Consider the following 21,762-nt stretch of genomic DNA (forward strand, 5'->3'; position numbering starts at 1 on the left):
GTTTTACGGACTTATTACATAGATTTAAAATTAGCTGCAAAATTGCTTTTTCACGTAAAATTGACTTCTGATATTTGTTCCATAATTTTAAAAAATGGGTTATGAATAACTTTAAAAACTCCTTATTTTACATTACGGTTATTGGCGGTTTTACTACTTTGATTTATTGGATAATTTCGCAAGGAGCTTCGCTTGAAGCAGGTCGAAATGTAGTAGCGAAAAAAATCGAAAGCAACCATTGGAACGATTTTCTCCAGTCAATGGTCGAAAACTTACAGCATCCGCTTGCTATATTATTGGCGCAAATTGTAACTATTATTTTGGTTGCACGTTTGTTTGGATGGTTTTTTAGAAAAATCGGACAGCCATCTGTAATTGGAGAAATGATTGCCGGGATTGTTCTTGGGCCTTCTTTGGTAGGAATGTATTTTCCGGAGTTTTCAGCAGCTTTATTCCCAAAAGAATCTTTAGGAAATCTTCAGTTTTTAAGCCAAATCGGTTTAATTCTTTTCATGTTCGTGATCGGAATGGAATTGGATTTGAAGGTTTTGAAAAATAAAGCGCACGATGCAGTTGTAATAAGTCACGCGAGTATTGTTATTCCGTTTGCTTTAGGTTTGACTCTGGCTTATTTTATTTACGGAACTTTTGCTCCTCAAGGCGTTGCATTTTCTTCATTCGGATTGTTTATGGGAATCGCGATGAGTATAACGGCATTTCCTGTGTTGGCAAGAATAGTGCAGGAGCGAGGTCTTCAAAAAACAAAATTAGGAACTATCGCTATTACTTGTGCCGCCGCAGATGATATTACGGCTTGGTGTATTTTGGCTGTAGTAATTGCGATTGTAAAAGCAGGCTCATTGGCAAGTTCGCTTTATGTAATTGGTCTGGCAATTTTATATGTGATTATCATGTTGAAAATTGTTCGTCCATTCTTAAAACGTGTCGGGGATTTAAATTCTACAAGAGAAAGTTTAAATAAACCAGTTGTTGCAATTTTCTTTTTAACACTTTTGTTTTCTGCATATGCTGCCGAATTAATTGGAATTCATGCATTATTTGGCGCTTTTTTGGCTGGAGCAATTATGCCGGAAAACAGTAAATTCAGAAATATTTTTATCGAAAAAGTAGAAGACGTTGCCATAATTGTTCTTCTGCCATTATTCTTTGTGTTTACTGGTTTGCGTACACAAATTGGATTATTGAATGATCCTGCTTTGTGGAAAATTACGGGTCTTATTATTATTGTGGCTGTTGTTGGTAAATTCTTTGGAAGTGCTTTGGCAGCGAAATTCGTTGGTCAAAACTGGAAAGATAGCTTGGCGATAGGTGCTCTAATGAATACACGTGGATTAATGGAGTTAGTCGTTTTAAATATTGGTTATGATTTAGGCGTTTTATCGACAGAGATTTTTACCATGATGGTGATCATGGCGTTGATTACGACTTTCATGACCGGACCTGCCTTAGACTTTATAAATTTTATTTTTAAAGATAAAGTTACGGCGGTTCCAGAGGAAATTGGAACAAAAAGCAAATACAAGATTCTGCTTTCATTTGCAACTCCCGAAAGAGGAAAAAAACTGCTGAAAATTGCAAACAGTTTGGTTAAAAAACAAGGCGATAATTCGATTGTAACGGCAATGCATTTGTCTTTAAGTACAGAAATTCACTCATTTGATGTTAAAGATCATGAACGTAAAATGCTAGTTCCTGTTATTGAAGAATCAAAAAAGCTGAATCAAAACATGTTGAGTGTTTTTAAAGTAACAAATGATATTGATGCTGATATTATTGACACTGCAAATCAAGGTGAATATGATTTATTACTGGTTGGTTTAGGTCAATCTATTTTTGAAGGAACTTTATTGGGAAAGATTCTTGGTTTCACAACCCGAATTGTAAATCCAGATCGTTTGATTGATAAGTTTACTGGGAAAGAAGGTTTGTTTGAAAATTCGCCTTTTGATGAAAGAACACGCCATATTATTACGAAAAGCAAAATGCCAGTCGGGATTTTTATTGATAAAGATTTAGAAGAAGTTGATCAGGTTTTTATGCCGGTTTTCAGCAAAGAAGATGCTTATTTAATTGAATACGCCAAAAAACTAATCAATAATAATGGTTCGCAGATTACAGTTCTTGATGCAAGCGGAGAAGTGAAAAATACACGTGAAATTCAAGAAACGATTCGCTCAATCGAGCAAATTGCGCCAAATCACATTATGATTATGCACGACAGAACGATTAAAAAAGAGTTTTTAGAAAACCAGAATTTAATGATTATAAGTTTAGACAGCTGGAAAAAACTGATCGAATCTCAAAGCACTTGGCTGAACAATACGCCATCTGTTTTGATTTTGAAGCCGTAAATAGTTTTAAAAATCTCAATATAAAAATTCCAAATTCCAATTTTTTGATTGGGGTTTGGGATTTTTTATTTTTTGTCATTTCGACCGAAGGGAGAAATCACACAAGAAATTCCGCAAAGAAAATCGCCAATCTTTGTCGAGTTACAAGTGTGATTTCTCCCTTCGGTCGAAATGACAAGCAGTACGTAAATTGGAATTTTAAATTTAGAGCTTATCCTTAAAGCCCCAAATCAATAACATAAGAGATCTTAACGGCAATATTATCTTCAAATTTTAACAATTGGTTAGGTCCGTAACGATAAAATCCGCCAAGACCAAAACCTTTGAAAATACGGTTTAATTCAATTCCAGATTCGAAATAACCTTTGTCTAAAGTTTTGTAATCCGGGCCAACATGCTGTTCAGGTTTTTCCATATTTCCCCAAGCCATTCTTGTTACTAAAACTAAAGAAGGACGTACTTTTTTCATGATCCTTATTCGGTCAAAACCATGTTTTATTTGAAAGAAAACGTATTGACTTGAGAAAAACTCATTAAAATACATGGTTTCAAAACTATTTCTTCCGGCAAAAGTAATACGCTGAATAACGGTTTCTTTTGTCAAGTTGTTTGGCATAGTGTTGTACAAATGTGTAATCGGCACGTTGCCCATTGCATAACCGCCTTGGAGCAGCAAACTTGTTTTTTGTCCGTTTAAGTATTTTTTTTCATACTCAGTTTTAAAATCTATTTTGCTGAATGTAAAATCATTGTCTAAGACATTTGGCAAAGACTGCGTGAATTGAAAAGTAAATCGAGGAAACCTTTTCTCTGATTCTGTTCTTCCAGTTGGCGTTTGCATAAAATCACTAAATGGCGCCCAAACAATTGAAGCCATTGCAGTTGTCATTATGTAACTCGAATAAAGCCTTCCGTTTATATTGTATAAATAATCAAATTTTGGTTCTACATAAGTTCTAGCCAATTCAAAAACCGCTTCCGTCTTCGGAATAATTTTGGTTTGAATATTCGCTTTCCAAGCAATGTATTTGTAAAAAGTACTAATGTTGATTGGCCTCGGATCATAAATTTTAAAAACGCGTTTATCCACGGCAAAAACGGTACTTGCAATCTCTCGTACATCATCTGTATAAGAGCCGTTTAACCATGTGTTAGTATTTTTGTCTACTAAAACTCCTGTTCCAAGATTGTATTTAAAAACGCCGTCTTTTGTTCCATATGCACCATAACCTTCAATTCTGAAAAGTTTTGAAAATCGATCGTTGGTTACGCCACCCAATCCTAATCTGAAACCTTCATAATTATTATAGCTGACGATTTTTTTTAAATCCAAATCAATTGGCCCAATTGGAAGATAACCGTTTATGATTTTTCGACCAAGACCCAAGCGTTTTTCAATCCTTTTGCTTAGCGATAAACTGTCTATTAATTGATAAGTTCGCTGTCCTTTTAAGTCTAAAGCTTCTTTTCGGTATTGATTCCAGAACTCTTCCGGTTTTTTATTGGCGTCATCTTTAATTTCGATATAAAGCGACGGGTTTTTTATTGGCGGATTTGTATTGTAATGAATATCAAAATTATTGCTTTCAGAAAGCAGATAGGTAAAATCAGACGCTACTTTTTTTCTTCGCTCAAAATTGTCTTCAACATCACCATCAAACTGAATGGTTCCGCCTAGAATTTTAATATCATCGTCGTTCTTTCCTTTTACAATTTTAAAAGTAGTATTGCTCTGAAACCAGATTTTTTCCTCCGGCACATATTCAAATTCGTGAATACCGCTAATGTCCAAAACCGCTTTAATTCGCATTACCGCTTTCGCAACAGCAAAATTTTCTTGGTCAATATACAGAACACCTTCTAAAGCATTTATTTTTCTTTTCTTGTTTTTAAAGTAAATCATAAAGGTATTTCGACCCTTGATTGGTACTGTGTCAAGAAGTTTGTAATTATAATCTGAAAATGCGTTGTCGGCAATCGGACTTTGGTGTTTGGTTTCGAATAATTCATATTTTGAATCATAAATCGAAATCGACTGCAAATTGAAAGCAATAATTTCATAAACAGGCTGTTTAAAACCTGCCATTTTTGTTCCGAGAATGGTCTCCTTTAATTTGTTGTTTCCAAATTGATACTGCGAAACTTTCTCCGTTTGAAACAAATGTTGTTTGCTGATGATTTCTTTAAACTTATAATCAGAAGAATCAACGTTGATTACTCTTTTATTGAAATCTTTGTAGGCTGCCGAAGTGTCGATTCGGCCGTCAATCGAATCTGGATTTGCCGTTACAATCAGCTTGTTGTACGTTTTGTACTCAAAACTGCTGAGTTTTTTCTGCGGATTGTTTTTGTTTTTATTCGCAATAACTTTTTTAATGATTGTCAAAGCCGGATTTTCTGCCGAAACCACAACTTCTTGCAAATCGTCTGTTTTTTGCAAAAGCGAAACGACGTAAAATTTTTTATTGCTTGTTACGGCAACGATTTTGGTTTGAAATCCAATGTACGAAACTGCAAAAGTGGTGGTTTTTGAAGTGAGCTTAAACTCAAATTTCCCGTCAACATCAGTTATTGTGTTGCTATTGTCGGCGGTTGTGATGGTTGCAAACGGAAGTGGTTTGTTGTTTGAATCTGTTACAATTCCGTTTATTTGAAATTGCGCCTGAATAGTAAGCGTGAAAAACAAAGTCAATAAACAAAATAGCTTCATACAGCGGGTTATAGTTTCAAAAACGAAAAGAATATCAATTTGGTATGCAAAAATAGCAATAAAAAAATCCGTTTGGCAAAATTACACCAAACGGATTTTTTATTTTCTGTTATATCGAATTACACTTTCATGATTTCGGCTTCTTTTGCAGCCAATAACTCATCAATTTTTTTAGTGAAAGCGTTCGTTAAGTTCTGAACTTCTTCTTCTGCAGATTTACAGATGTCTTCAGAAGTTCCTTCTTTCTCTAATTTTTTGATGTCATTGTTGGCATCTTTACGAGAATTACGGATACCAATTTTAGCATCTTCAGCCTCAGATTTTGCTTGTTTTGCTAAATCACGACGACGTTCTTCTGTCAAATGTGGCACGCTGATGATAATTACATCACCATTGTTCATTGGGTTGAAACCAATATTTGCAACCATAATTGCTTTTTCAATTGCTGACAACATGTTTTTTTCAAACGGTTGCAAAGTAATTGTTCTCGCATCTGGAACACTGATTTTTGATACTTGAGAAAGTGGTGTTGCAGCGCCATAGTAATCAACAAAAACACCTCCAAGCATTGCTGGAGAAGCTTTTCCTGCACGAATATTTAGAAATTCTTTTTCTAAGTGCGCAATCGAACCATTCATTGATTCTTCTGTACTTTCTAATATGAAATCTATTTCTTCACTCATTTTTTTTAGTTTTCAGTTTTCATTCTCAGTTTTCAGTTAAAGTCGTATTGTGTGACTGTAAACCGTTACTGATGACTATATATTTACGACAGTTCCGATGTTTTCGCCTTCGCAGATTTTCAAAAGATTTCCAATTTTGTTCATATCAAAAACAACGATTGGCAATTTGTTTTCTTGGCTTAAAGTAAACGCGGTTGTGTCCATTACGTTTAATCCTTTTTTTAGAACATCATCAAAAGAGATGAAGTCGAATTTTACTGCTGAAGCATTCTTTTCTGGATCAGAATCATAAACTCCATCAACGCGAGTTCCTTTCAGGATAACATCAGCATTGATTTCTATTCCTCTTAAAACTGCAGCGGTATCCGTTGTAAAATATGGATTTCCGGTTCCTGCACCAAAAATTACGATTCTTCCTTTTTCTAAGTGACGGTCAGCTCTTCTTTTGATATATGGCTCTGCAATAGATTCCATTTTCAAAGCAGTCTGCAAACGCGTTTTCATTCCTTTGTCTTCAAGTGCGCCTTGCAAAGCCATTCCGTTAATAACAGTAGCAAGCATTCCCATGTAGTCACCTTGTACTCTGTCCATTCCAGAACTTGCACCAGCAACTCCTCTAAAAATATTTCCTCCTCCAATTACGATAGCAATTTCTACTCCTTTGTCGTGAATCTGCTTGATTTCATCTGCATATTCGCCTAATCTTTTTGGGTCAATACCGTATTGTAAATCACCCATTAAGGCCTCGCCGCTAAGTTTCAGAAGAATTCTTTTATATTTCATGTTTGTGTTGCGTTAATTTGTGCAAATATAGACATATTCTGATTTTTTAAAATAATGTTTACAAAAAAATAATCGCGCCTTGAATTTAAATCTATAAAGGATTTTAGGATTTTTTTATATCAAAAGTGATAAAAGTCAGTTATGAATCTTCAGAAATCCGTAAATTTATGCTAAGCAAAATAATTATTTATGAAAAGCATCGTAGCAAAAGCATTATTTAATAGTCATTCCTATGCTGAATATCGAAAAATAGTTACCGATTTATTATCAGAAGGAAAATCGACAGGAAGTGAACAGTCGGATAGTCTGACAAATTATACAAAACTGAATGAAGCGAGAATGAATCGACTGGAAAAAACGATTCAGGTTTCTGAAGATTTAATCTCAAAACTGCGACAGCTCAATAATCATTATATCTGGCTGGTTATTTCTGAAGGCTGGTGCGGAGATGCTGCTCAAATTCTTCCAATTTTAAATAAAATGGCGCATGCTTCGGATAAAAAAATCGATCTCCGTATTGTTTTTCGTGATGAAAACGATGATTTGATGAATCATTATTTGACAAACGGAGGAAGAGCAATCCCAAAAGTGATCGTGATTTGCAAAGAAGCCGGAATAGTCAGAGCCGATTGGGGACCAAGACCAAAAGGAGCAACCGAATTAATGGCGAAACATAAAAGAGAAGTTGGGCCAATCGACGAAAAAATAAAAACCGATCTTCAGTTGTGGTATTTAGCGGATAAAGGAATTTCAGTTCAGGAAGAACTGGTCGAAATCATGGAAAACATTAAGTATAACCGATTGTAATAACCATTTCGTGGGGAAGTATTTAGTAAAATAATTGTTGATAACGTGTTGATAATAAACTAAATAAGATGTTAAAAAACAGGCTTTAAATTTTTATTTCGTACAAAATTTCGTAACTTAGTGACACTATCCCACTTCTATTATTAACTTTCTGATTTACTCTTTTTATTGGTGTTTATTTAATGTTTAACTATTAAAAAATACACTATTATGAAAAAGTTATTCGAAAGATTCTATGATTTCTTTTCTCAATTTTTATTTGGAGGGAAAAATGTGCCTCACTATTAACTCAAGGGAAATAAGTATGGAACAACTGTACTTTGATTGACGAGCTTGGCACATTACGAAAATTTGTAATGTGCTTTTTTATGCATGTTACTTTAAGCTTTCTTCAAATAAAGTAATGTCGATCGCATTTTTAACATCGTAGTCGCCAATTTTTGTTCGGCGTAAAACGGTTAAATGCGAACCTGTGTTCATTGCTTTTCCAAAATCATAAGCGAGTGAACGAATATAAGTTCCTTTAGAACAAACTACTCTAAAATCAACTTCGGGCAAAGCGATGCGAGTAATTTCAAATTCATGAATTGTGGTTTTTCTGCTGGCAATTTCAACGGTTTCTCCAGCTCGTGCATGCTCGTACAAGCGAACACCATCTTTTTTGATAGCCGAAAAAATAGGTGGTTTTTGATCAATTTCTCCTAAAAACTGTTTTACGGTTTCCTGAATCAAAGCTTCATCAATATGCTCTGTTGGAAAAGTTTGATCAATTTCGGTTTCTAGATCGTATGATGGAGTTGTGGCTCCAATATAAAATGTCCCCGTATATTCTTTTGCCTGACCTTGAAGCTCTGAAATCTTTTTGGTGAATTTTCCGGTACAAATCAATAGCAAACCTGTTGCTAAAGGATCTAAAGTTCCGGCATGGCCGATTTTGAACTTTTTTGGAAGCCCGACTTTATTAATTAAAAGGTATTTTAATTTGTTGACAGCTTGAAACGAACTCCATTTTAAAGGTTTGTCAATCAATAAAACTTGTCCGTTTAAATATTCTTCAGGTGTCATTATATTATGGTAAGCGGGTGAATGAAAAAGTGAATCAGTAATAAAACGATTCCGGCGATGATTCGGTAATAACCAAAAACTTTGAAACCGTTTTTAGTCAAAAATCCAATGAAAGTTTTAATCGCTAAAAGTGCTACGATAAAAGCAACTACATTTCCAATAACTAACATCGTGGTTTGATCGTGCGATAATTCGAAGCCAGCTTTATAATAATCATAACATTTTTTTACTGTCGCTCCAAGCATTGTTGGAACTGCAAGAAAAAACGAAAATTCGGCTGCAGTTGTTCTTGATAATTTTTGAGACATTCCTCCCACAATACTTGCGCCACTTCTAGAAACTCCCGGAATCATAGCAATACATTGGAACAATCCAATTTTTAGTGCTTGCAAATACGTTATTTCTTGTGAAGTTTCAGCGGTATTTGGGTTGTTGAACCAATCGTCAACTTTTAATAGAATTAATCCTCCAATTAAAAGCGAAATTGCAACTGTTACTGGGTTTTCTAATAAACCATCGATAAAATCGCTTAATAATAATCCCAAAACTACAGCAGGAATAAAAGCAACTAAAAGTTTAAAGTAGAAATCAAGCGTCTGAAAAAATCGTTTAAAGTATAAAACGACAACTGAAAGAATAGCACCAAGCTGAATAACAATGGTAAAAAGTTTGGTAAAATCTTCATGCGCGATTCCAAAAAAAGAAGAGGCAATAATCATGTGGCCTGTCGAAGAAACAGGTAAAAATTCAGTAATTCCTTCGATAATGGCAAGAACTATAGCTTGTAATGTATTCATGGAGAATTTTAGATTTTAGATTTTAGATTTCAGATTGTCCCTTTCGCTGCACTCAAGATTTCAATTTAAATCTACAATCTATTTATTTAGATTTTTTGAAAATAGAATAAATCGTGATTCCAAAACCAAGTAAAACAGTTGTTGGAGCTAAACGGATACGTCTAAAGCTAAAAATATCTTCATTAAAAACATTCGGATCAGTACTTCCTCCGCCAGACATTAAAATAAATCCTAATGCGATAACAGCAATTCCAATCAATAGAATTTTGTAGTTGATGCCGTCAAAAAGAAATTCGTGATTGTCTTGTTTTCCTTTTTTAATATTGTTTTTCATCTTTTTTTATTTATCAGCCTGAACGAAGTCAAAGGCTTTTTTTTTTAAATCTAAAATCTAAAGTCTACTCCCGAGGCTTCGGGATAAAATTAATAAAGATCGTCTGTTCTTAAGTTTAAGAAACGTTGTGTTGCAAAATGCGTACTTACCCAAGTAATCAAAACTCCCAATCCGAAAACGGCCAATAAAACCAATCCGATTAAGGCTTTGTCTTCTAAAATTCCTAAACCTGGGAAATTTGTTTCGACATAAATCAAAAGTCCGATCAATGCAACTATGGCTAATCCAGCTCCTAACATTCCTAATTTTACACTGCGCATTACAAATGGTTTACGTATAAACGATTTTGTTGCTCCAACCATTTGCATGGTTTTGATGATAAAACGATTTGAATGTATTGATAAACGTAATGAACTATTGATTAATAAAACGGCGATTATCGCAAGGAAACCACTGATAATCAAAATCCACATACTTACTTTTTTGATATTGTCGTTAACCAAATTCACCAATTGTTTGTCATAAACTATATCTTCAATCATGGTATTTTGACGTAAACGGCTTTCGATTTTCGAAATGCTGTCTCTTTCTACATAATCTGCTTTTAGGTGAATGTCGTATGAATTCAATAATGGGTTTTCTCCCAAAAAGGTAAGGAAATCTTCTCCAATAATATCGGTATGTTCTTTTGCGGCTCTTTCTTTTGTAACATAAACAAAAGATTTTGCATAAGGAGCTCTTTTTAATTCAGTATTAAAAGCTTTGATAACGCTGTCATTTGCTTCATTTTTAAAGAAAACAGTCATGGCGATTTTTTCTTTAAAATCGTTGGCCAGTTTTTTAGAATTAATGATGAATAATCCTAGTACTCCCAAAAGGAATAAAACCAAGAATACACTTAATACTACCGAAAAATAAGAGGAAATTAACCTGCGTTTTTGAAATTTATCAAAGTTAGAACTCATAGTTTGCTTAAATTATGTGGTAAAAATAATAAAGTATTTCTTTATTTAAAGTTAATAACGAACTTTTATACTATAAATGTACAATTCCATATTGAATAAATTTGTGTTTAACCTCAAAGCGCGCAAATTTTTAGCAAAGTTTCCAAAAAAGCTGATTTAATCTCGCAATGTCGCAGAGTCGCAAAGTTTTTTCAATCAATATTAAAACTTTGCGACTCTGCGACTTTGCGTGAAAAAAAACTTAGTCCCTCAGAACCTTTACTCAACTTTATAAACCTCTACGCTTTTTAACCAATAAACATGTCTTGGTCCAGTTTTAATATCGTTTTTGCAAATAGCAATCATTTCGCCGTTTTTAGCTGGTTTTCCATTTTCTTCAAAAAGAATAAAAACATTGTCACCTGTTGGATTATTGAAAATTTCTGCCCACGAAAAAGTAGCTTTATAATCGTCTGAAGCTCTTGCTACGATATAAAAATTTCGGTCTTTATGATCTTCTTGTTTGATTTTTGCTTTTTCTAAAATATCTCTCAAAAGAACTCCTTTGCAGGCTTTAATTTCTCTTTTGATTTCTCCGTTTTTCCCGGTTATTTTAAAATTGTCAATTTCAACAACTTTCATTTTTTTAAGAGAATCTACGGTTAGTTTTTGCGGAAATTCAACATCACCTTTTACTTCAATTTCGTGATTTACTAATTTCAAACTGTCTTCTGCAGTAAGAGTTTCGTGTTTGTGATTTTTGATTTGCGAAGTTTTTTCAGTTGAGATTTTTTCTTCTTTTTTAGAAGAATTACACTTGATACACGAAAATGCAATCAGGAGAATGAGAATATAATTTTTAGTTTTCATATTTAAGAAATGATTTAAGCTGTTGTTGTCTGTTTTGTTTAAAAACATAGAAACATAGGTTTAATATGTACAAAAGAGTTTAAAAAGAAACTAGTTTCTAAAACATAGAATTACTATATGTATTTAAAATAAGTGAAACGCCTTTCTACGCAAACAAAAACTATGTTTCTATGTGTTAAAATTAATTATGTATTTAAAGTTTCTTCGTTTCCCAAACTAAAGATAAATAATATAAACCACCAATTGATGGTCCACCCAAAATTGATGTATACGGTTTGTTCAAAATATTGGTTCCACCGAGTTTTGTTGTAATGCCACTTTTTTTGAAGTAATAATTAACCTGCGCATCCATCGACCAATAGGCAGGAACGGTACCACTTACTAAAAACGAAACATAATCAAAATGGTTTTGATAACGCGCGGTAACACTCGTGCTAAGATTTTTCCAGATATTCTGCGCCATTAAAGTTCCGTTTACGTTAAATTCCGGAGTGTTGAAACCGTCTTCTAAACCGTCTTTATCATCGGTTCTGTCGAGTTTGGTGTACGTCAAATTGGTTAAAGCGGTGAACATTTCATTAATTCGATATTTTAAGCCTAAACTTCCTCCGTAATTGTAGATTTTACTTTTTGAGTTTGTCCAAAGTCTGTAGCGATTTTGGCTGTTTTTTGAATATAAGGCTGTCGGAATCAAATTAGGATCTGTAGTATTTGGAATACTCGCTTCGACCTGAGCAATGAAATTTTTATAGGAGTTATAATAGAAATCGGCGTCAATAAAAAGGTTTCGATTTAATGTAATTCCTCTAAAACCAGCTTCAAAAGACTTTACAAACTCAGGTTCTAAATACGTATATGGGTTTTTCTGAATTGTGTTTTTGTTTTTTTCGATAGCTTGTGCCTGAGTTAAACCATTTGTATTGACATCTGTATTTACTTGCGCTTGAAATTGATCGATTGAAGCTTTTGTGTATGAATTTTCAAAAATTCCATCAGACATAATTCGGAGTCCGCCAACACGCTTTACACCGCCGGAATTCACATTGGAAAAACCTTCGAAAATACTGGGAAAACGATATCCGTTTTGGTACGAAGCTCTAAAGTTTAAACTCTCTTTTGGCGAATAAACTGCTGTAAACTGAGGCGTAAATTTCGCATCAAAATAATCTGCTTTGTCAACTCGTAAAGTTGCGCCCAATCGTAATTTTGAAGTAAAGAAATCTTTTGTCAATTGTGTAAATCCGCCAAATTTTTGATACGTTAAATTTTCATCAGCATGAACAGGATTAATAAAATAGTTTCCGTCTGGAACAATAATGTAATTTCTGTAATCGACTCCGCTTAAAAGTTTTGCGTCGATTTTTTCGAAGAAATTGGTAAAAGCTTTATCCCAATTGATCAATCCTTCGCTATGAATTAAAGTTGATTTCACACGCAATGCAGCGCCAATATCCCAATTGTTGATATCGATCAATTCGTTTTTCTTTTGTTCGTAAGCTTCAGTTCCTGGCAAAAATCTTCCTGCATCAGATTGTGTTCGGGCAATTCTGTGTGCATCAGCAACGCTTGCTCCGCCCGCAACAGCATTTTTATAAGCGACACTATAATCGGCAAACCATTTGTCATCTGATTTAAATGCGCGGTCCATATTTTCGGCAAGCGAACGCATATTGTATGAATCTCCAGTATTTTCAGTTGTTGCATAAGCTTTTACTTGGAAAACAGGGTTATGAAAATCAACGGCAAATTGATTCAAAGTATAATTGTCAAGTCGGAAACGGTTGGAACGCTGATAAATCGTATTGATTAAAGCTGTTTTATAAGTTACAGAAAGTTCGTTTCCTGCTTTTGGACGAAAATAAAGTCCGACATCTGCTTTGTAATTTTTAATTTCATAATCAGAAATATCCGTTTCACGATAACCTGTTCTGGCAACAACATAATTTTTGCCATTTAAGTTTAATGTTTTTCGGTTTGCCGATTCGTTTCCGTAACCGTTTACTTCGTCGTACGCCGGATTATCTGCACCAAACAAACCTGTCGAAGCATTTGCATTTGGAGCCAAATCAGTTCTGTCGTCCGCAACCCAATCGGTTCCTCCGGTTGTTGAAGCATTTACTTTAAAAGCGAATTTTTCATTGAAGGCTTTGGCAAATCTTAAATTAAATTGCGAATAAATCTTCGGTGAAAACCGATCAATATTACCCACATGATTTACGCCAGTTAATTGCTGAATGCTTGCGCCTTGATATTCAAAAGGATTTTTGGTCTGAATATTTGCCAAACCGTTTATGGCGTTCATTCCGTATAAAGCGGCGGCAGTTCCCGGAATAATTTCGATCTTGTCAATATCCAGATCGTTTGCTCCAAGAGCATTTGCAATTGGCGCGCCTAAATGTGGAGCCTGATTGTCGATTCCATCAACTAATTGCGCAAAGCGAACATTGGTTGAATTTGCAAAACCACGGGTATTGATAACTTTAAAACCCAAACTTGGCGTGATAATCTGAACTCCTTTTACATTTTTAAGTGCTTCATAAATACTTGGCGAACCCATTTTTTTGGCTTCCGCCGATTTTAATTGTTCGATGCTAATAGGAGAACGCATAATATTTTCAGCACGACGAGAGGCTGTTATGACAACTTCGTTTAATTCTTCTTTTTTAATACTGTCTTGTTTTGCTCTAGAATTTTCAGTTTGAGAAAAACTTTTTAGGCTTATAAAAATAAAAAGGAGATATAGTTTTTGGTTCATTTTTGGTTTGGTTATTTCAGTATGTTTTAAAATGAATACTGACGGTTAAAAAAATATGTTTTTGTTTTTTGTTTTTTTTAAACACATAGAAACATAGTTTTTTTGATTTGATAAAGATTACAAAAAGAAACTAGTTTCTAAAACATAGATTTGCTATGTGTATTAATGCTAGTGAAACGCCTTTTTTAAACTGCTAAAGGCTATGTTTCTATGTGTTTAAATAATTAAATTAAAATTTCAGATTCTGCGTTTCTTTTTGAGCAAATTCTTTGATACGTTTTTCAATTTCATAAAAAACAGAAATCGCTTTCTCGCCGGCTTCTGTCAATCGAGCTCCGCCACCGCCTTTTCCACCAAGAAGTTTTTCTACCAAAGGACTTTCAGCGCGCTGATTCATTTCTTCAACCAATTGCCAGGCTTGTCTGTAGGCCATTTTCATTTCTTTGGCAGCATTGGTAATCGATCCGGTTTTTTGAATATTTTCTAAAAGCCAGATTTTGCCAATTCCAAGAAAAGCACCTTCCGTTTCCTCAATCCAAACACGGACTTCGATACTGTATTTTTTACTCTCAGCCATTTTAATTTTTTTAATACTATTCAAAAATAATTCTTTTCTGATAAAAATATTCTGTCAATGTGATCTGTTTTCTAAGTATTAAAATGCAAAAATAAGTATTTTTACGTAATTAAAAATAAGTATTTTGTTATTTTATTTGTTTGTCAGTGAAATAGCTTTGCTACAATCCGCAATAAATGTAAATTTGCGGCTTAATTAATTTAGTGAAAAGCTTAGAACCTTAGTAACTTAGAATCTTAGTCACTTAGAAATGAAGTACAATCCAAACGAAATTGACGCCAAATGGCAAAAATATTGGGCAGAAAATCAAACTTTTGCAGCAAAAAACAACTCTGAAAAACCGAAGCATTATGTTCTCGATATGTTTCCTTATCCTTCTGGAGCAGGATTACACGTTGGACATCCGCTGGGTTATATAGCTTCAGATGTGTATTCTCGTTTCAAAAGACATCAAGGTTTCAATGTTTTGCACCCAATGGGTTACGACAGTTTCGGATTGCCGGCAGAACAATATGCGATTCAGACAGGACAGCGTCCAGAAGATACGACGCGCGTAAATATTGACGGTGGAGTTGATAAAGAAGGAAAACATATTGCTGGTTACAGAAAACAATTAGATAAAATCGGATTTTCATTTGATTGGGCGCGTGAAGTGCGTACGTCAAATCCTGATTATTACAAACATACACAATGGATTTTTATCCAATTGTTCAATTCTTGGTATTGCAAAAAACAAGGAAAAGCTTTTGAAATTTCAGAGCTTGTTTCTGTTTTTGAAGAAGAAGGGAATAAATTGGTGGAAGCAGTTTGCGACGACAACGTTGCAATTTTTACTGCTGAGGAATGGAACTCTTATTCTGAAGATCAAAAAGAGAAAATCTTGTTGCAATACAGAATGACGTATTTGGCAGAAACCGAAGTAAACTGGTGTCCAGGCTTAGGAACTGTTTTGGCAAATGACGAAATTGTAAACGGAGTTTCAGAACGTGGAGGCTTTCCTGTTATAAGAAAAAAAATGACACAATGGAGTATGCGAATTTCTGCTTATGCCGAACGTTTGCTTCAAGGTTTAAATGATATCGATTGGAGTGAATCTATAAAAGAATCTCAAAGAAACTGGATTGGTAAAAGTGTGGGAGCAATGGTTACTTTTGATGTAGTGCCAACAACCAACAACCAACAACCAGAAACTATTTCTGTTTTCACTACTCGTCCTGATACTATTTTCGGAGTTACTTTTATGACTTTGGCACCGGAACATGATTTGGTAGCTAAAATTACAACTCCAGAACAAAAAGCTGCAGTTGAAGCCTATATCGAAAAAACAGCAAAACGTTCTGAGCGTGAGCGTATGGCTGATGTAAAAACGATTTCAGGAGTGTTTACGGGAGCTTATGCTGAACATCCATTTACAAAAGAAGCTATTCCGGTTTGGATTGGTGATTATGTTTTGGCTGGTTATGGAACTGGCGCTGTAATGGCGGTTCCTTGCGGAGACGAAAGAGATTATGCTTTTGCTAATTTCTTTAAAGGCCAAAACGGAATGCAGGAAATCAAAAATATCTTCGCTAATGTTGATATTTCTGAAGCTGCATACGGATCAAAAGACAACGTTGAAATCGCAAATTCTGATTTCTTAAACGGATTAAATTATAAAAATGCAACATACGCGGCGATCAGCGAATTGCAAAAAATAGGCAAGGGAGTTGGGAAAACGAATTACCGTTTGCGTGATGCAGTTTTCTCTCGTCAGCGTTATTGGGGTGAGCCGTTTCCAGTTTATTATGTAAATGGATTACCAAAAATGATTGATGCACAGCACTTGCCAATTATTTTGCCGGAAGTAGAGAAATATTTGCCAACAGAAGACGGTTTGCCTCCATTAGGAAACGCAGCGGTTTGGGCTTGGGACAGTGCTAAGTGTTCAGTAGTTAGTACTCAGTTGATTGACAATGTGACTGTTTTTCCTTTAGAATTGAACACAATGCCGGGTTGGGCGGGAAGTTCATGGTACTGGATGCGTTATATGGATGCACACAATGAAAATGAATTTGCAAGCAAAGAAGCATTGGCTTATTGGGAAAATGTAGATTTATACATTGGAGGTAGCGAACACGCAACGGGTCACTTATTGTATTCACGTTTCTGGAACAAATTCTTAAAAGACAAAGGTTTTGCTCCAACGGAAGAACCATTCAAAAAACTGATTAATCAAGGAATGATTTTGGGAACTAGTGCTTTTGTTTATAGATTGGAAGGCACAAATACTTTTGTTTCTAAAAATAAAATTGCAGATCAGAAAGTACAGCCAATTCACGCTGATGTTTCAATGGTTAATTCTTCTGATGAATTAGATGTTGCAAAATTTAAAGCTTGGAGAGAAGATTATGCTGACGCTGAATTTATTTTAGATGAAAACGGAAAATATATTGTTGGGCGCGAAGTCGAAAAAATGTCAAAATCGAAATACAATGTAGTAACGCCAGATGATATTTGTAATGAATATGGTGCTGATACATTACGTTTGTACGAAATGTTCTTAGGTCCGTTAGAGCAGGCAAAACCTTGGAATACTGCCGGAATTTCTGGAGTTTTTGGTTTCTTGAAAAAATTATGGAGATTGTATTTTGATGATAATGGTTTAATCGTAAACAACGACGAACCAACAAAAGACAACTTAAAATCACTACATAAAACAATCAAAAAAGTAGCAGAAGATATCGAGAATTTCTCTTTCAATACTTCGGTTTCTCAGTTTATGATTTGTGTAAATGAATTGTCTTCTCAAAACTGTCATTCAAGAGCAATTTTAGAGCCATTGGCGATTTTGGTTTCACCTTACGCGCCACATATTGCTGAAGAATTATGGTCACAGTTAGGACATACAACTTCAATTTCAGAAGTTGCTTTCCCAATTTTTGACGAGAAACACTTAATTGAAACAAATAAAGAATATCCAGTTTCTTTTAACGGAAAAATGCGTTTCACAATCGAATTGCCTTTGGATTTAACCAAAGAACAAATCGAGGAGATCGTAATGAAAGACGAAAGAACACAAAAGCAATTAGATGGAAGAACTCCAAATAAAGTGATTATTGTTCCCGGAAAAATTATCAATTTGGTTGGATAGCCAAATAAATTCCAAATATTTAAAATCCCAAATTCCAATTTTACGATTGGGGTTTGGGATTTTTTTTTATGCTTTTTTTGCCACGAATTGCACGAATTTTCACGAAATTTTTTAAGCGCACAGATAAGTCTTTGCGAGGAACGAAGCAATCTCATTGGCTTAATCAAATTTTATGTCTCATTTTAGTGAGGTTGCTTCGTTCCTCGCAATGACAAACTTTGCGACCTTGTGCCTTTGCGAGCAAAAAATAGCGTTCCTCGCGAAAAATCTTCGCGTACTTTGCGGTTAAAAAACCGCACCAACACTAGGATTTTAAATTTTTTCATAAAAAAAAATAAAACTTTTGTAACATTTTAATAGTTGTCGTATCAAAAGCATGGATCCGATTTAATTAACAACTTAAAACTATTAAAAATGAAAAAGTATATCATCTTAATTATCGCATTCTTATTCTCAGCATTATGTCTAAATGTTTTTGCACAAACAAAACAATATCCTTTTGAAGTTCTTAAAACCGGAAAAGGAAAACAATCCATAATTTTATTCCGGGATTTGCGTCTTCTGGAGATGTCTTTAATGAAACAAGAGCAACATTCGAAAAAGATTTCACTTGTTATACGCTTACAATGGCCGGTTTCGCCGGCGTAAAACCACAACCAAATCCGTCATTTGAAAATTGGAAAACAGAAATTGCCAATTTCATCAAAGAAAATAAAATCGTAAAACCAATTCTTGTTGGTCATAGTATGGGTGGCGGACTGGCGCTTGCCATCGCAGCTGATTATCCAGAATTAATTGGGAAAATTGTAGTTGTTGATGCGCTTCCTTGCATGGTGGCGCTGATGGATCCGTCTTTTAAATCAAAAGAAAATAATGACTGTACGGCAATGGTAAATCAAATGACTGGAATGACTGATGCTCAATTTCTTGAAATGCAGAAAAAAACAATGCCAAGACTTTTGGCTGATGCGTCAAAAATGGATATGGTCGTGGATTGGAGTGTAAAATCAGACAGAAAAACATTTGGGCAAATGTATTGTGATTTCTCAAATACCGATTTAAGAGCGAAAATCGCACAGATAAAATGCCCAGCGTTAATTTTATTAGAGTCTTATTTTATAAATTTAAAACCTGCTATTGAAGAGCAGTATAAAAACTTAAAAACAGCCAATTTTCAGTATGCGAGCAAAGGTTTGCATTTTATAATGTACGATGACAAAGATTGGTATTTAAGTCAGTTGAGCAATTTTATAAAATAATAAGAATGGAATTTGAACAAATCTACAAAACGTATTGGGATCGAATATTCAGGCTTTGCATGGGTTTTGTCAATGATTATGACATTGCGCAAGATCTCGCTCAGGAAACATTTATAATTGTCTGGCAGAAACTGGATACTTTTAGAAACGAATCGGCGATTGGAACTTGGATTTTTAGGATTGCTTCTAATAATTGCTTGAGGCAGATTGAAAAAGAAAAGCGTTTCCCAAAATCAGATTTGCCAATTCATCTTTCTGAAGAAAAACAACATTCAATCGAACCGCAAATTCAGTTTTTATACAAATGCATTGCCGAATTGCCCGAAACGGATCGTATTATTATTTCACTGGAATTAGAAGAACTGAAACAAGCTGAAATCGCTAAAATTGTGGGACTTTCAGAAGCAAATGTTAGGGTGAAAATTCACAGAATTAAAGAAAAATTGACTCAAAAATTTAAAGAAAATGGACAACGATAACAATATAGATTTTAAAGATTTATGGAAAAAACAATCCGTAAGTCCGCCAGATATGACCGATTTGCTAGCGCGAGTTAGTAAATTTAAGAAAACAAACCTTCGCTGTTTATGGCTTACAAATATTTTCCTTTTTGCAACAAGTGCTTTAATCATTTTTGTATGGTCTTATTGTCAGCCACAATTTATTTCGACAAAAATCGGAATTGTTTTGATGATTTTAGGGGTGTTGATTTATTTAACGGTCTACAATAAATTATTAGGAAATTATAAAAACATCGATGCAAATCAGACTAACCATGAATATCTGCAAAGCCTTATTTTGATTAAGAAGAAACAGAATTTCATGCAGACAAAATTGATGAATTTGTACTTTGCTTTACTTGCAGTTGGAATTTGTTTGTATATGTTTGAATATGCTAGTCGAATGACTGTTTTTGCAGCAAGTTTAACCTATGGCATAACTTTATTTTGGATGGCGTTTAACTGGTTTTATATTCATCCAAGAAAAACTAAAAAACAACAGGAAAAAATAAACAGTCTAATTGAAAAATTTGAAGAAGTAAATAATCAATTGGTATAAGTTTAAATTGAAAAAACAAAATCCAAATTCCAACCAAGATCGGAATTTGGATTTTTTTTATTTTGAAACTTTAGACCTGATGTCAAAATGACATTTTGTTAAAATGGTTCATAATTTGCGGTTGGTTTTGTAACTTTAAAAATCAATCAAAAAAATAAAAATATGGGAAGTGGATATTTAATTATCGCCGGAGCTATAATGTTGTTCAGCTGGCTGGTAAGTTCAAAACTAAAAAGTAAATTCGAATTATATTCTAAACTGCAACTCCAAAACGGAATGAGCGGTAAAGAAATCGCAGAAAAAATGCTTGCTGATAACGGAATTACAGACGTTCGCGTGATTTCAACTCCAGGTCAATTAACAGATCATTATAATCCGTCAGATAAAACCGTGAATTTGAGCGAGGCGGTTTACAATCATCGAAATGCTGCTGCTGCTGCAGTTGCGGCACACGAATGCGGACATGCAGTACAGCATTCTATTGGTTATGAATGGTTGACAATGCGTTCTAAATTAGTGCCAATTGTAAGCGTTGCATCTAATTATGTGCAATGGATTTTGTTGGCCGGAATTTTAATGATCAGGACTTTTCCGCAATTACTATTAATCGGAATTGTGATTTTTGCGGCAACAACATTATTTACAATAATAACTTTGCCGGTTGAATATGATGCAAGTAATCGTGCCTTGGCTTGGTTGGAAAATAAACATATGTTGACACAGCAAGAACAAGCCGGAGCAAAAGATGCTTTAAAATGGGCTGCAAGAACATATGTTGTTGCTGCAATTGGATCGATTGCAACGCTTTTGTATTATATCTCAATTTATTCTGGAAGTAGAAGAAACTAACTAATTTGATAATTGAGATAATTAGTCAATTAGATAATTTATAGCAAACCCGATAGATTTTTAAAATCTGTTGGGTTTTGTTTTTGCATATCAATATAAATTAAACTGGACTTCAGTCCAGTTTAGTATAATAAAATAGAAAAATTAGTCGATTAGATAATTCATATCAAACCCGACAGGTTTTTAAAACCTGTCGGGTTTTTTGTTGGAAGTATTTTTAAAATTATCTAATTATCAAATTGACACATTTTCTAATTCTAAAGTTGAATTTGCCTATCAATCTGTTGATCCAGTGATATAAAAGTCTCTGTTCTTGAAACACCTTCAATAGCTTGAATTTTATTGTTTAAAAGCGTCATTAAATGCTCATTGTCGCGACAAATGATTTTAATCAAAACCGACCAGTTGCCGGTTGTATAGTGGCATTCTAAAACTTCAGGGATTTTTCTTAATTCTTTTACGGCTTCAGAGTTTCGTGAAGCTTTGTCTAGATAAACACCAATAAAAGCCATTGTGTTGTAGCCTAGAACTTTTGGATTTACAGTAAATTTTGATCCTGAGATAACGCCAGATTGTTCGAGTTTTTTTAATCGTTGATGAATTGCGGCGCCAGAAATACCAATTTTATTGGCAATTTGTAATATGGGTTTCCGGGCATCGTCCATTAAATAACGAAGAATCTCTTTGTCGATACCATCGATTTCAATTAATAGGGAATTAATTTTCATAACTTAAAATTTGAAACTATTTTTAGTGGTTTGGGTTTTG

Annotated in this window: 19 protein-coding genes; 8 read left to right on the forward strand and 11 right to left on the reverse strand. The window is 34.2% G+C overall.

The window, feature by feature from the left end; translation table 11 throughout:
* Window positions 1-101 precede the first annotated feature (101 nt).
* Window positions 102-2,372 (forward strand): cation:proton antiporter, encoded by a 2,271-nt coding sequence (locus tag FND99_RS05860; RefSeq protein ID WP_144337038.1) that lies wholly within the window; start codon window positions 102-104, stop codon window positions 2,370-2,372.
* Window positions 2,373-2,589: 217 nt separating this feature from the next.
* On the opposite strand, the gene FND99_RS05865 is transcribed toward FND99_RS05860, so the two are convergent.
* From FND99_RS05865 to pyrH, 3 genes are all read right to left on the reverse strand, one after another.
* Window positions 2,590-5,082 (reverse strand): DUF5686 family protein, encoded by a 2,493-nt coding sequence (locus tag FND99_RS05865; protein ID WP_144337039.1) that lies wholly within the window; start codon window positions 5,080-5,082, stop codon window positions 2,590-2,592.
* A gap of 119 nt (window positions 5,083-5,201) precedes the next feature.
* The gene (frr, locus tag FND99_RS05870; RefSeq protein WP_144337040.1) at window positions 5,202-5,765 is read right to left on the reverse strand and encodes a ribosome recycling factor; all 564 of its coding nucleotides are present in this window, start codon (window positions 5,763-5,765) and stop codon (window positions 5,202-5,204) included.
* A 75-nt stretch (window positions 5,766-5,840) separates the two neighbouring features.
* A complete protein-coding gene (gene pyrH / locus FND99_RS05875) occupies window positions 5,841-6,548 on the reverse strand; it encodes a UMP kinase (protein WP_111425130.1) in 708 nt (235 codons plus the stop codon).
* Window positions 6,549-6,737: 189 nt separating this feature from the next.
* Here pyrH and FND99_RS05880 point away from each other — a divergent pair, with 189 nt between their 5' ends.
* Window positions 6,738-7,355 carry a thioredoxin family protein gene (locus FND99_RS05880; protein WP_144337041.1) on the forward strand — a complete coding sequence of 206 codons (618 nt, stop codon included), beginning with the start codon at window positions 6,738-6,740 and terminating at the stop codon, window positions 7,353-7,355.
* Window positions 7,356-7,730: 375 nt separating this feature from the next.
* Here the strand turns inward: FND99_RS05880 and truB are convergent, their stop codons facing one another.
* The 7 genes from truB to FND99_RS05915 form a co-directional block, all read right to left on the reverse strand.
* Entirely contained in the window at window positions 7,731-8,420 is a 690-nt protein-coding gene (gene truB, locus FND99_RS05885) for a tRNA pseudouridine(55) synthase TruB (protein WP_144337042.1), read from the reverse strand.
* Entirely contained in the window at window positions 8,420-9,217 is a 798-nt protein-coding gene (locus tag FND99_RS05890; protein ID WP_144337043.1) for an undecaprenyl-diphosphate phosphatase, read from the reverse strand. Before FND99_RS05890 ends, truB begins: the two co-directional genes overlap by 1 nt.
* An 82-nt stretch (window positions 9,218-9,299) precedes the next feature.
* Entirely contained in the window at window positions 9,300-9,551 is a 252-nt protein-coding gene (locus tag FND99_RS05895) for a DUF3098 domain-containing protein (RefSeq protein ID WP_144337044.1), read from the reverse strand.
* 89 nt (window positions 9,552-9,640) lie between these two features.
* The gene (locus FND99_RS05900) at window positions 9,641-10,516 is read right to left on the reverse strand and encodes a cell division protein FtsX (RefSeq protein WP_144337045.1); all 876 of its coding nucleotides are present in this window, start codon (window positions 10,514-10,516) and stop codon (window positions 9,641-9,643) included.
* A 258-nt stretch (window positions 10,517-10,774) separates the two neighbouring features.
* Entirely contained in the window at window positions 10,775-11,413 is a 639-nt protein-coding gene (locus FND99_RS05905; RefSeq protein WP_246074180.1) for a molybdopterin-dependent oxidoreductase, read from the reverse strand.
* A gap of 145 nt (window positions 11,414-11,558) precedes the next feature.
* Window positions 11,559-14,120, reverse strand: coding sequence for a TonB-dependent receptor plug domain-containing protein (locus tag FND99_RS05910; RefSeq protein ID WP_144337046.1), 2,562 nt, complete (start codon window positions 14,118-14,120; stop codon window positions 11,559-11,561).
* 229 nt (window positions 14,121-14,349) lie between these two features.
* The gene (locus FND99_RS05915) at window positions 14,350-14,697 is read right to left on the reverse strand and encodes a winged helix-turn-helix domain-containing protein (protein WP_144337047.1); all 348 of its coding nucleotides are present in this window, start codon (window positions 14,695-14,697) and stop codon (window positions 14,350-14,352) included.
* A gap of 250 nt (window positions 14,698-14,947) precedes the next feature.
* Here FND99_RS05915 and leuS point away from each other — a divergent pair, with 250 nt between their 5' ends.
* From leuS to FND99_RS05940, 6 genes are all read left to right on the forward strand, one after another.
* Window positions 14,948-17,827, forward strand: a complete 2,880-nt coding sequence (gene leuS / locus FND99_RS05920) for a leucine--tRNA ligase (RefSeq protein WP_144337048.1) — start codon at window positions 14,948-14,950, stop codon at window positions 17,825-17,827.
* A gap of 414 nt (window positions 17,828-18,241) precedes the next feature.
* Entirely contained in the window at window positions 18,242-18,475 is a 234-nt protein-coding gene (locus FND99_RS20285; protein ID WP_246074181.1) for a hypothetical protein, read from the forward strand.
* A complete protein-coding gene (locus FND99_RS05925; RefSeq protein ID WP_246074185.1) occupies window positions 18,370-19,086 on the forward strand; it encodes an alpha/beta fold hydrolase in 717 nt (238 codons plus the stop codon). Before FND99_RS20285 ends, FND99_RS05925 begins: the two co-directional genes overlap by 106 nt.
* Window positions 19,087-19,091: 5 nt before the next feature.
* Entirely contained in the window at window positions 19,092-19,565 is a 474-nt protein-coding gene (locus tag FND99_RS05930) for an RNA polymerase sigma factor (RefSeq protein WP_144337049.1), read from the forward strand.
* Complete coding sequence (locus tag FND99_RS05935; RefSeq protein WP_144337050.1) at window positions 19,552-20,145, forward strand: hypothetical protein; 594 nt, start codon at window positions 19,552-19,554, stop codon at window positions 20,143-20,145. Before FND99_RS05930 ends, FND99_RS05935 begins: the two co-directional genes overlap by 14 nt.
* Window positions 20,146-20,307: 162 nt before the next feature.
* Window positions 20,308-20,994: a zinc metallopeptidase gene (locus FND99_RS05940; protein WP_144337051.1), complete on the forward strand. Its 687-nt coding sequence runs from the start codon at window positions 20,308-20,310 to the stop codon at window positions 20,992-20,994.
* Window positions 20,995-21,251: 257 nt separating this feature from the next.
* Here the strand turns inward: FND99_RS05940 and FND99_RS05945 are convergent, their stop codons facing one another.
* On the reverse strand, window positions 21,252-21,722 hold the full coding sequence (locus tag FND99_RS05945) for an Lrp/AsnC family transcriptional regulator (protein WP_144337052.1): 471 nt from the start codon (window positions 21,720-21,722) through the stop codon (window positions 21,252-21,254).
* Window positions 21,723-21,762: the final 40 nt, after the last annotated feature.

Origin of the sequence: Flavobacterium daemonense, assembly GCF_007341385.1 — a bacterium.
GTDB lineage: Bacteria > Bacteroidota > Bacteroidia > Flavobacteriales > Flavobacteriaceae > Flavobacterium > Flavobacterium daemonense.